Raw genomic sequence first — 11,839 nt, 5'->3', positions numbered from 1 at the left:
AAAGGGTTAGGGGGATTAAGAGCTAGTAATATTTCAAATTTCAGTACATTATCTTATTTTATCTGAGGAAAGATGGTGTATAAAAGAATTTGGAGAAGAGTATAAAATCTATATGAGTAAGGTTAGACGCTATATATAAAGGACATGCTACTAGTCCAAAGGCGTCGTAAATACAGAAACGTTATAGGAAATTGAATATCATAGATTTTCTCAGAGGTCTATTGAAAAGACAAGGAGATACCCTATTATTTGTTAATGCTAAATACAGGTAAGGGAGGTGAAGCTATGGCGATGTGGAATCCATGGAGAGGTTGTTGCAAGTATAGTGAAGGATGTAAGTTCTGCTATATTCACAAAGGTGACAGCAAGCGAGGAGTTAAAACGAATAATGTGGTAAAAACCGAAAACTTTAATGCTCCGATTGAGACAAATAAAAAAGGCGAATACAAAATAAAATCGGGACAAACAGTTTATCTGTGTTTTTCTACAGATTTTCTTATAGAAGATGCAGACCAATGGAGAAATGACTGTTGGTCTATGATGCGAGAGCGTCCCGACTTGCATTTTATCTTTTTGACAAAGCGTATTGAAAGATTTATGCAGTGTATTCCTAATGATTGGAATGTCGGCTATGATAATGTGACAGTTGGTTGTACAATAGAAAATCAGGATAGAGCTGATTTTCGACTTTCAATATTTTCAAAGCTGCCCATAAAACATAAAAATATTATTTGTCAACCTCTTATTGAAGGTGTTAATATTAAAAAGTATCTTGATGAAGTAGAGTTAGTTGTAGTTGGAGGTGAGTCAGATTATAATGCTAGACCTCTTAATTATGACTGGGTTTTATCGATAAGAGAACAGTGTATTGCTAAGGGTGTACCCTTTGAGTTTAGGCAATGTGGTACACATTTTATAAAAGATAACAAAAGCTATACGTTAAATGTTAGAGAGCTGTGCAGTCAAGCGAAAAAAGCAAATATAAACTGCTAAATAATATATAGTAAAAGTTTTGAGACAAATAACAGGTAGTGGGGGAGGAAAAGCATGGAAAATTTAGTTTTCTTAAAAATTAAAAAGCAAATGATTGATGATTGTGTGGATTTGTATATTAATACATTCACTAAAGAACCATGGAATGATGTTTATGAATCGAGAGAACAAGTAGTGAATTTTTTTTATAATCACTTTAACAATAACTACTTTGTAGGTTATGCAGCTTTGTTAGATGATAAGATAGTAGCCTTGAGTATCGGTATGAAAAAACCTTGGATAAAAGGTTTTGAGTATTATATTGATGAATTTTGCATTAGTTACGAAATGCAGGGTAGAGGTATTGGAAGCTGGTTTATAAAGACAATAGAGGAAGATATTAAAGCGCAAGGAATGAAGGCAATCATATTAAATACTGAAAAAGATTACCCAGCGCAGAAATTCTATGAAAAAAACGGATTTAAAACACTTGGTGATTTGATAGTTCTGGTTAAATAGTGGGAATTGGACAATCATATATAAGTGAGTTGATGCACGGGACTGTGAGCCACCTGTCCATAAATTAACTATACAAGCACCGGGAATAGAGTTCGACAAAGTCGTTTTAGTTTAGGGCTTGGGCCTCAGGGATGTTATAATTATGAAAGGTTATCTATGTAACATGATTGCTTCAATTTATATAGAATATAATTATGTTTCAATTATAAGAGGAGTTGAAATCATTATGAAAAACGGAAGAAAAAAAACTATTTTGCATGAAGTATTAGAATGGGCTGTGTATATAATCATAGCCATATTAATTGTTCCATTCTTAAATAGCGAGGTATATGCACTAACTGAAGTAAAACATAGTTCTATGGAAAACACATTGTTTGAAGGAGAAAAATTATATATAGATAAGATTTCTTACCATTTTTCAAATCCTAAGACCGGAGATATTGTTGTATTTCTTCAAGGCGAAATAAATGAAGGATTTAATGATAGATTTATAAATGTACTTAAGGATATGAAAATGAAATTAGATGGTGAAATTCGCAGAAATAGATTTATTAAAAGGGTAATAGGGGTGCCAGGAGATAAAATTAATATTAAAGATGATAAAATTTACCTAAATGATAAACTTTTAGATGAGAAATATATTAAAGGTAATACAATCAAAAGCTCAGTTGAGTATCCTGTTTTTGTCCCTAAAGGAAAACTATTTGTAATGGGGGATAATAGAGAAAATAGCGACGATAGTAGAAGATTTGGCTTTGTAGATATTAAGAGTATTGAAGGAAAAGCAATATTTAGGCTTTGGCCAATTAATAAATCTGGAGATTTAAAATAGGTATGCAATCAGTGTCAGATATCCTGTAAAAGTTTGGTTACCTAACAATGTTTGCATAAACGGAACAACAGTTCAATAAAAAGATAAATTTTTAGTCTTTATCGAGGGAGATATTAGTTTATGACTCAAATAAGGTACAAAGTTGATTAGTAAGTCGAAATACATTTTAAAATAAAGTGTATTTAATATTTATATATGGTTAAGACAATAAATATGTGTTAAATTAATACCATATTGAGCCATTCGATAAATAATTAACTTAAACTAAATGATTAAGACTATATGAATCCAAATAGTTGGTTTTTAAAATTATTATTGCATAGATGAAACAACATGATAGTGGTACATAAAAACATCATATTAAGTAATAGATAAATAATTCAATCTAACTATTCCCTAAATATACATTTAAAGAATAGTTAGATTGATGTTTATATAGGGTAATTTTTAGTGGATTTTGTACCTACCCCTTTTATTCTATGATCTTAGGTCTCTTCTATTTGAGGCAATTAAGGTTTACATATTGTAATTATATGGTATAACATATTTAAAGGTAATCGGTTCCGCAAGGTGCGGTTACCAAGAATAGTTAATTTATTAAAATAATCACTATCCTTGGCGGTGCAGGGTGATTATTTTTTTGGTCTTTATTCCTATCTAGATAGCAGATTAGAGATATATGAGTAAGTTGGCAACCACATCCTGCCTTATCCGATTACTTATCATTATAATAAAAGAACTATGTTTTCTTACAAATATTGGTATTTATTATTATGTTTTTTTATATAGATTACTTTATTTTTTAATCATCTCTAGCAATTCATTAATAGTAAAGACTTCTTCTTCAACTTTATACTCCATGTATTGTTCATCATGTTTTGCATACATGATGGTTACTTCAGAAGGTTTGATAACCAAATCCATAATCTCTCTTCTATTTTCATCCTCTTTTTCTAACAATAGTTTATAATTATTTTCCTTTGTATCGTAGATATATAGGCTGCCACCACGACTTACTGTTCCATAAGCATAGCCTATTATTGTTAGAAGGTATCTATCATCCAACCATTTTACAAGCTTAACAGATGATTGATCGCCTATATCAATGGTTTTGATAATCGTTGATTTAGTTTTACTATCAATATCATATATATGAAGCTCCCCTAAGGTTTCAAACTCATAGGGTGATATAAAAGCTAATCTCTTTTGGTCTGGAGATAAAACTGGTATAGATGAAAAATCGTCGCTGATATACTCCTCACCATCCTTGGTCTTAATCTTTATTTTGGTATACTCACCAAAAAGGATTGTTATATCATTATCCAACATATAAATCTCTTCATACTCCATATAGTCATCTTTCACATCTTCATCATCCTGAGATACATCCTTTTGATCATCAGCTGCTTCATTTGCATCACCATTATGATCATCGGCCTCTTCTGCACTATTATCAGCTGTTAAATTACCCTCTGAATTATCTAACTCTATTGAATTTCCCTTTTCTCCACAGGCTGCAGTCAATGATGTGATGAGAAAAATAATCATGATAACTATTAAGGTTCTTTTCATTAATATCAGCTCCTTTTAATCAGTTAACTTTATTATATCAAAGGAACAGCAAACTAACAAACCTAAGGAATTAATCCATTATAGTAATAAATTGCTTTGCATCTCTTGTGTATAACTTTATCCTTTATCCACAGAGTTTGTTAAATTATTAACTTTATATTGGATAGAGCTTGTTATATATTACCAATATGAATTTATTATGATTCTTAATGTCGATGTCGATTTTTACTACGGAGATTCTATGTCGAAAACAACCTTCGACAACATTTCAAAATGTCGAAATGTCTTGCAACTCTTTATCGACATTGCTTTAATATTTAGTCAAGAATGAACTATATTGTACACCACTGAAGGACACTTCGTGTGTGCTCCACTGAAAAACACTATAGTTTTCAATTATTCTATTTAGACATTTTAGCTATTATTTTAGGGTAAAATATATAAAACTCATTAGATAACATCAAAATACAAATATGAAATGGGGTGAAAGCCTTGATTATTCACTTTGGATATGTTGCATTGCCATTAAATTTGAAGAATGCTTCACCAAATAAAACCGTAACCTATAAGCGTTTTTCACAGCTACCTGACGTAGATACCCAACTTTACAAACTTAAGCATTTAGTTGGTGAGAATCTAGATGCTACTAGAAGAATTTTGATCTATAATAGGGCCCATGATATTAAAGTCTACAGATTTACTTCTAAGCTAGTACCATTAGTAACCCATGATGAAGTTTTTGATTGGGATTATATAGAACCCTTTAGGGCTCAATACAAGATTATCGGTGACTATATTAAAGAACATAATCTTAGAGTTAGTGCTCATCCCGATCACTTTACAGTCATCAATACAACCGAAGAAGGTGTATTAACTTCTTCCATTAAGGATTTAGAGTACCATGACAATATTTTTAATGCAATGGGTATCAACCCTATTGATGGCAAATTAGTTTTGCATGTGGGTGGGACCTATGGAAACAAAGAAAAATCTATAGAGAGGTTTATACAGCAGTTTCATAGATTAAATGAAAATATAAGGAATCGTATCATATTAGAGAATGATGATAAATCTTATACTGCTAAGGAAGTTTTATGGATATGTAAAGAGTTGAATATACCAATGGTCTTAGATATACATCATCATTGGTGTAATAATGAAGGAGAAAATTTATTGGATTTATTGGAGGATATATTTAATACATGGACTGGCCAAGCTTACCCTCCTAAGATACATGCATCAAGCCCAAAATGTGAAAAGCAACCAAAGGCCCATGCTGATTATATAGATACCAGCTTTTTAATGGATTTTATTCAGATTGCTAAGGAAATCAATAGAAATTTTGACATCATGATAGAAGCCAAGGAGAAGGATCGAGCTCTATTTAAGGTAATGGAAGAGCTTAAATCCTTTGATGAGATCACCATACTTGACGGAGGGTCAATTAAGGTATAAAATAAAAATCTTGTAAAATATAAAACTGATATCCGACTAAAGATATCAGTTTTTTTCTAGATTAGTATTTACTGAAATTTTAAGGAATTAAGTATTTCTTTTACTTCCATTTCTTCTGCTTCATTAGAATAGGATACACTAAATACTAGGGCATATTTGTTGATAATTGCTGAATAATTCTTTTGAATGATTTTCGCCACACCGATATCAACATAGGATTCTAATACGTGGAATTCTCTACCACCAATATTTTCAGTATATACCTCCTTAAATACATAAGGCATTCCTGTCAACTTAATTACTTCCTCCATATTAGCTAAATAGTCAGCTCCATCCTTAATGGTTAACCCTGTAAGAAGATCTAGGTTCTCAGCCATAGTTAAGAAGCTAGGATTAAAGCCTTCTGTATAAGAAAGAGGATACTTAAAAGCAAAAATCATATTTAGGGTTTGTTCCATAGAAAGATCATATTCTTTTTCTTTTTCTTCATCTTCACCAACAATAAGATCTTTACCTGCATTGGTAATTGTTGCAATTTCTTCTTCTGAAGCTATTATCCACTCCTCTGGTATCTCTACAAAAAAACCAAAATAATCATTGGTAAAGGTGTTTCCTTCTAAGGCTCCCATACTAATAACCTCTTCAACATCCCGTTTGGATGAACAGCCTACAATAACTGACATTATAAGACTCACCATTAAAACCAGCAATAGAACTTTTTTAGCTTGTCTCATATAATCTCCTCCTCAATTTATGTCCCGTGTATATTTATGCAATAACCTAAAGAGTCTACCTCGAAATTCTATCATTATTTGTCACAACATGTCAATATTATATCCTCCTAAAAGATAACCATTTTTACATAAATTCAACAGTTTACAATGCAATACTTTAAAGTTTTAAGAACCTCCCTATAAAGGGAGGCCTCATATCATATACTTATTTATATGCTTCTATATCCAACAATTCATCTACTGTTTCGAAGCTATAGCCATGGAGCTTTAATGTTTCAATAAGCTCTGGAAGACTATCTACAGTTGCCTGCATGCTTACCCCTTCACCACTGGAATCATGGAATAATACGATATCATTTGTTCGAATGGTTTTAAAGCTATTTACAAGAATTTTATCTACCTCTTGATCTCTCCAATCAACCGAATCAACAGACCAGTTTATTGTTTTATAATTCATTGAAATTAAGGTTTCAAGCTTTTCTTGATTTATTGCCCCATAGGGTGGTCTTATTAAAGCAGTTTTCTTTCCTGTAAGATCTTCGATAACCTTCTCCGTACTTTCAAGTTCAGTCATAAATTTACTCATATCGACTTTTCTTAAATCTGGATGATTCCATGTATGGTTTCCAATAACATGACCCTCATTAACGATTCTTCTAACCAGTTCAGGACTGGCTTCAGCCTTTGAACCCATGATGAAGAAGGTGGCCTTAACATTGTACTTCTTTAAGATATCCAAAATCTGTGGTGTATAGATTTTGTTTGGACCATCATCAAAGGTTAAAGCAATTTTTCTATCATAGCCCTTACCCTTTAAAAAGAAGTGATCTGTATACATTTTTACTAATTGTGATACCGTTAATTGAAACTCTTTTTCTGGTTGTTTTTTTACTGGAGGGGGTATGATTAACTGTTGGCCAATATATAAAATATCTGTATCTTTGATATTATTTACCTTAGCTAATTCCCCTACTGTTGTACCCTTTGCCAAAGAAATTTTGTATAGAGTGTCTCCCCTTTTTACTGTATAACTATTATTAGCTGGAGGGGTTACTGGTGGTGTAGGGCTATTTACTGTTTTTTCTGGAATATGCAGTAATTGTCCCACCTGAATACTATTAACATCAGATATTTTATTGGCAGCAGCCAACTCTAATACTGATAGCTTATAGCTACTAGCTATTTTAAATAAGGTATCACCGGCTTTTACTCTATAGGTATTAACTTTGTCCCTAGGTATTAATAATACCTGCCTGTTGAAGACTCTATCTGGTGCTATTAAGAACTTGTTAAGAGTAGCGATTTCATCATAGGTGACTCCATATTTTTGAGAAATAGAAAATAAGCTTTCCCCAAATGAAACCCTATGAATTTGCGCACCAAAACCAGCAACAGGGGTAAGGGCAAACATCAATACTATAAGAAACACCATGTATCTTTGGTTTTTCTTCATTACATTATTACCTCCCTTTTACAGTTCTAGTTTAATAGTATAATATTATGTAAACTATATCTAGGAGTAATAAATGGAATAACAACACCACAGACTAATCCCTTTCGAGATACCATCAGTGGTGTTTAATTTAACATCCCTGAGGTATGCTATCGTTCTTTAAAGACCTCAGTAAACCATATTTTATTAAAGATACACCATTCACCCTCTATTTTCAGCAGATTACAATAATCGATAAATTTAATCCATGTTGTCTAGGCCAGCAAAAAACACTGTAGGGTTGCCTCTATTTTTCCTCTTTCCTCTGTCATTTAATTACCCCTTTATAATCGATCATTGGTATGTTTATATTATAGAAAAATACGCCATTATTTCAACATTACCTCTTGAAACCAGTAACCATTCTTCAATACTTTTTCTCCTAGCTTCAGATAAAGAGGATATGAGAATATGGGTCCATCATAAACAACTGTATGGAACTCCCCTTCTTCTCCGCAGGCATCCACTCCTAATTTTTCTATTTCTTCCACAAGACATAAATCCATCGTTTTACCTAAGAAGCTTTTGGGCATAACTTTATCCTTAGCTGCTATAATCATGGTTTTAAAGCCTAAGTTTATAAACTCCAATAAAAGCTTTCTTCGTTCTTCCTTCCAAAGAGGTAAATAGGGTCTAACATTTGCTGTTTTGCATACCTTCTCTTGCCATTGACGATGCTCATCTAAATCAATATCGCCAAATACACCCATTTGAATTCCTGATTCCTTAAAGTTATGAAGAACTTTAACAAATACCTCCTCATAACTTTGCCAGGTGGCACCTTTGCAAACAAAGGGAATATTTAACGATCTAGCCTGGGCTATTAGAACCTCTTTAGGTAATCCATGGGATCTTGAATGGGTATCTTCCTCAGTAAACATCGTAAATAGAGCCTTTGCTTCACCCCCATTTTTCAAAGCTCTATAATGGGCTAGGGTGGAATCTTTGCCACCACTCCAGGATGTAAAAAAGGGTAGGTTTTTAGTAATTATATTCTGATCCATAAAGTTAATCTCCTATCAATGATTGATTATTTTGATTGTTGTTCATTCTTATTAAATGATATATAAAAAATAAAGTAGCCTATTAAGCCTCCAATTGAATTTAGAATAATATCGTCTATATCAAAGCTTCCCACTTGAAGGACTCGTTGGGAGGTTTCTACTACGAAGGTTATTATAAGAACTGATATAGTTGTTTGAACACCACTTCTTAAAGTTTTGAATATAGAGGGTATGAAAAATCCCAAGGGTATAAATACAACTATATTGCCTAAAAGATTCGTAAGGACATTTTCTATAGTGTAATATTTAAGGTTCATAATATATTGGATTATGGTTTTAAAGGGTATTATATTGAATCCAACCCTTCCGGGAGTTCTATTATAATAAGAACTTATAAAAAGTACATATATCATAAAAAATAGATACAGTGAAAATGCCAAACATACAAATATCCAAGTAGTTTTTTTAGATCTTTTATGGAAATTCATTGGTTTCTTCTCCTTAGTGATAAGAGTTGCTATCTAAATTATACCAAGGCTGAATGGCATAAAAAAGCCTTTATAGTAATAAAATTTTCTTTTTTCAGTATATAAAAAAAGAGTGGGACTACTACTCAATGTAGTTGTACCCCACTCCAGTTTTAGAATTTTATAGGATTACCTTACCCGGATTTAACACTCCCGTTGGATCAAAGGCTGCCTTTATTCCCCTCATAATAGCCAATTGTGGCTCCGAAAAGGATTGTCTTAAGTATTCCATTTTTGCAATGCCTATACCATGCTCACCTGAAACTTGACCATTTAATTCCCTTGCTCTTTTATACATACAGTCAAATACTTCAGAAAGCTTCTTATCCCATGCTTCCTGTGATAAATCATCCCTTAATACGTATATATGAAGGTTTCCATCACCAGCATGGCCAAAGGACTTAATCCTTACATTAAATTCCTTCTGAAGGTCATTTGAATACTTAACAAATTCAGCTATTTTATTTCTTGGTACAACAACGTCGCATTCGTCCATTTCAGTAGTTGATGCCTTAATAGCCTCTAGGAAGGCACCTCTTGCTGACCAAATTGCCTCGTGACGCTCTTGAGTTTCAGATATATAAACATCTAAAGCACCAGACTCAATGCAGAGTTCTGCAACCTTTTCATAGTTCTTTTCAATCTCTTCCTTTGAATTTCCATCAAAGGATAATAGAAGATACGCATCTGAGGATTTGTCTGGAAAGGGCTTACCTAAAAATTCTTCAGCAGATAAAATGGTATCCCTAACCATGTATTCAACTGCAGTTGGAGCAGATTTCGATTTAATAACCTTTGGTACTGTCTCAATGGCCTCTTCTAGACTATTAAAAGGTACCAATAAACTAATGGTCTTCTTAGGTAAAGGTAATAATCTTAGAATAGCTTTTGTTACAATACCTAAGGTTCCCTCTGAACCTACGATGATGTCCTTAAGACTATAACCAGAGCTATTCTTAACAATTTTTCCGCCAACTTCGATAACCTCTCCGTTTGGTAGAACTACCTCTAAACCTCTAACATACTCCCTTGTAACCCCGTACTTTACAGCCCTCATGCCACCTGCATTGGTATTTATATTCCCTGCAATGGTAGCACTCTTTTCTCCTGGATCTGGTGGATAGAAAAGATCAAAGGTTTCTACATATTTATTAATCTCCATAAGTAATACACCTGGCTCAACAGTAAGGGTTAAATTCTCTTCGTCAATTTCTAAAATTTTGTTCATTTTACTCATATTAAGCATGATCCCACCATGGAGGGCTACAGAGCCTCCCACTAGGCCAGTACCCTGACCTCTAGGGGTAACAGGGATGTTATTATCGTATGCATACTTCATAATTTGCGATACTTCTTCAGTTGTTTTAGCTTCAACTAATACCTCTGGCATCCTCTTTACACTGGCCAGTTCATCATGACTAAAGTCCTCATTTATGTCTTCACCTACATAAATTTTATCTTCACCAACAATAGCTTTAAGAGCTTGGATATCCTTCTCATCTATTTTTTTAAAGTTCATCATTTCACCCCTATACTGATTTAATTTCTTCTAATAAAGTTGGAATAACTTGATAAATATCTCCAACGATTCCATAATGGGCTACATCAAATATTGCTGCCTTAGGATCTTCATCGATGGCTATAATTACTTCAGAATTACTCATACCCGCCTTGAACTGAACAGATCCAGAAACTCCACAGGTAATTATTAGCTTAGGTCGTACTGTTCTTCCACTTAATCCTATCTGCTTTCGAGGGTCTCCCCAGCCAGCCTCTATAAGAGGCCTAGTACAAGCCACCTGTCCGCCAAGGGCATCAGCTAGCTTATAGACCAAATCTAGATCCTTTTCTTTTTTAATACCCCTACCAGCCACAACAATTACTTCAGCATCAGAGATGCTTTCTTCAGCTTCCTTTTGATTAATTTGAAGAATATTAATTTTAGATTCTAGCTTTTCATTAGGAAGACTACAGGATGTGATCTTTCCTTTTACAACCTCACTCTTTTCTGGAGCATTAAATATCTTATACCTAACGGTTGCGAATTGTGGCCGATGGTTTGGTGTAATAATTTGGGCCATAATATTTCCACCAAAGGCAGGTCTAATTTGGACTAAATCAGTATTTTCTTTCATATCTAGAATTGTACAATCAGCCGTTAAGCCGGTTTTAAATCTTGCTGCAACTCTAGGAGCCAAAGATCTACCTAGGGTAGTAGCTCCCACCAAAACCGTTGAAGGACTTACTCTGTTAATAAAATCCTCAAAGGCAACAGTGTAGGGTTCGATTTTAAATTCCTTTAATCCTGGCTCATCATATACAAAAATTTCATCCACTCCATAATGTAAAAGCTCTTCTGCCTTTTCTTGAATATTGCTACCAATGAACACAGCATATACAGGATGATTAATTTTTCCAGCCAGCTCTCTAGCCTTACCTATTAACTCATGGGTAACAGGATTGATGTCACCATCTAAATGATCTACATAAACGGCAATGCCCTTCCACAGATCCTTATTAATTTCCTTTTTTGCCTCTTCTATATATGTAAATGCACCATCCGGTCCCTTTTTAACACAAATCATACACATTTTACAGGCAGCGTTTGTTTGAACCTGGTGATCTTTATACTCAATAGCATTAAATGGACATAAACCAATTGCACCATCAATGTCAGTAATCTTTTGTTGATTAACAACTATACCCGCCATAAAATCCCTCCTATTTCATTT

General features: G+C 33.3%; 11 protein-coding genes. 4 read left to right on the top strand and 7 right to left on the bottom strand.

Going from position 1 to position 11,839, the window contains the following annotated elements; genetic code table 11:
• The first annotated feature begins 285 nt into the window (after window positions 1–285).
• The 3 genes from F8153_RS13450 to lepB all read left to right on the top strand — a co-directional run bounded on the left by F8153_RS13450 (window position 286) and on the right by lepB (window position 2,323).
• Complete coding sequence (locus F8153_RS13450; RefSeq protein WP_151866874.1) at window positions 286–993, top strand: DUF5131 family protein; 708 nt, start codon at window positions 286–288, stop codon at window positions 991–993.
• 54 nt (window positions 994–1,047) lie between these two features.
• Window positions 1,048–1,491 (top strand): GNAT family N-acetyltransferase, encoded by a 444-nt coding sequence (locus F8153_RS13445; RefSeq protein WP_151866873.1) that lies wholly within the window; start codon window positions 1,048–1,050, stop codon window positions 1,489–1,491.
• 142 nt (window positions 1,492–1,633) lie between these two features.
• Window positions 1,634–2,323 (top strand): signal peptidase I, encoded by a 690-nt coding sequence (lepB, locus tag F8153_RS13440; RefSeq protein WP_243136986.1) that lies wholly within the window; start codon window positions 1,634–1,636, stop codon window positions 2,321–2,323.
• Window positions 2,324–3,118: 795 nt separating this feature from the next.
• On the opposite strand, the gene F8153_RS13435 is transcribed toward lepB, so the two are convergent.
• On the bottom strand, window positions 3,119–3,895 hold the full coding sequence (locus F8153_RS13435; RefSeq protein WP_151866871.1) for a DUF4652 domain-containing protein: 777 nt from the start codon (window positions 3,893–3,895) through the stop codon (window positions 3,119–3,121).
• Window positions 3,896–4,387: 492 nt separating this feature from the next.
• On the opposite strand from F8153_RS13435, the gene uvsE reads away from it, so the two are divergent.
• A complete protein-coding gene (gene uvsE / locus F8153_RS13430) occupies window positions 4,388–5,350 on the top strand; it encodes a UV DNA damage repair endonuclease UvsE (protein ID WP_151866870.1) in 963 nt (320 codons plus the stop codon).
• A 68-nt stretch (window positions 5,351–5,418) separates the two neighbouring features.
• On the opposite strand, the gene F8153_RS13425 is transcribed toward uvsE, so the two are convergent.
• From F8153_RS13425 to F8153_RS13395, 6 genes are all read right to left on the bottom strand, one after another.
• Entirely contained in the window at window positions 5,419–6,084 is a 666-nt protein-coding gene (locus tag F8153_RS13425; protein WP_151866869.1) for a hypothetical protein, read from the bottom strand.
• Window positions 6,085–6,289: 205 nt separating this feature from the next.
• The gene (locus F8153_RS13420; protein WP_151866868.1) at window positions 6,290–7,537 is read right to left on the bottom strand and encodes a LysM peptidoglycan-binding domain-containing protein; all 1,248 of its coding nucleotides are present in this window, start codon (window positions 7,535–7,537) and stop codon (window positions 6,290–6,292) included.
• 368 nt (window positions 7,538–7,905) lie between these two features.
• Entirely contained in the window at window positions 7,906–8,580 is a 675-nt protein-coding gene (locus F8153_RS13410) for a Dph6-related ATP pyrophosphatase (protein WP_151866867.1), read from the bottom strand.
• 26 nt (window positions 8,581–8,606) lie between these two features.
• Window positions 8,607–9,068, bottom strand: a complete 462-nt coding sequence (locus F8153_RS13405) for a VanZ family protein (RefSeq protein ID WP_151866866.1) — start codon at window positions 9,066–9,068, stop codon at window positions 8,607–8,609.
• A gap of 160 nt (window positions 9,069–9,228) precedes the next feature.
• Complete coding sequence (locus tag F8153_RS13400) at window positions 9,229–10,626, bottom strand: FAD-binding oxidoreductase (protein ID WP_151866865.1); 1,398 nt, start codon at window positions 10,624–10,626, stop codon at window positions 9,229–9,231.
• 10 nt (window positions 10,627–10,636) lie between these two features.
• Window positions 10,637–11,818, bottom strand: coding sequence for an electron transfer flavoprotein subunit alpha (locus F8153_RS13395; protein WP_151866864.1), 1,182 nt, complete (start codon window positions 11,816–11,818; stop codon window positions 10,637–10,639).
• Window positions 11,819–11,839: the final 21 nt, after the last annotated feature.

Origin of the sequence: Alkaliphilus serpentinus, assembly GCF_009017255.1 — a bacterium.
In the GTDB taxonomy this organism is placed as follows: Bacteria; Bacillota; Clostridia; order Peptostreptococcales; family Natronincolaceae; genus Alkaliphilus_D; species Alkaliphilus_D serpentinus.
Note: the sequence above shows the minus strand (reverse complement) of the source record. Positions and strands in the feature narration are given on the sequence as shown.

Coding starts and splice junctions, on each gene's coding strand:
- F8153_RS13435 (WP_151866871.1), bottom strand. CDS start 3,895: ATGAAAAGAACCTTAATAGTTATCATGATTATTTTTCTCATCACATCA.
- F8153_RS13445 (WP_151866873.1), top strand. CDS start 1,048: ATGGAAAATTTAGTTTTCTTAAAAATTAAAAAGCAAATGATTGATGAT.
- F8153_RS13420 (WP_151866868.1), bottom strand. CDS start 7,537: ATGAAGAAAAACCAAAGATACATGGTGTTTCTTATAGTATTGATGTTT.
- lepB (WP_243136986.1), top strand. CDS start 1,634: ATGAAAGGTTATCTATGTAACATGATTGCTTCAATTTATATAGAATAT.
- F8153_RS13395 (WP_151866864.1), bottom strand. CDS start 11,818: ATGGCGGGTATAGTTGTTAATCAACAAAAGATTACTGACATTGATGGT.
- F8153_RS13410 (WP_151866867.1), bottom strand. CDS start 8,580: ATGGATCAGAATATAATTACTAAAAACCTACCCTTTTTTACATCCTGG.
- F8153_RS13425 (WP_151866869.1), bottom strand. CDS start 6,084: ATGAGACAAGCTAAAAAAGTTCTATTGCTGGTTTTAATGGTGAGTCTT.
- F8153_RS13450 (WP_151866874.1), top strand. CDS start 286: ATGGCGATGTGGAATCCATGGAGAGGTTGTTGCAAGTATAGTGAAGGA.
- F8153_RS13405 (WP_151866866.1), bottom strand. CDS start 9,068: ATGAATTTCCATAAAAGATCTAAAAAAACTACTTGGATATTTGTATGT.
- F8153_RS13400 (WP_151866865.1), bottom strand. CDS start 10,626: ATGAACTTTAAAAAAATAGATGAGAAGGATATCCAAGCTCTTAAAGCT.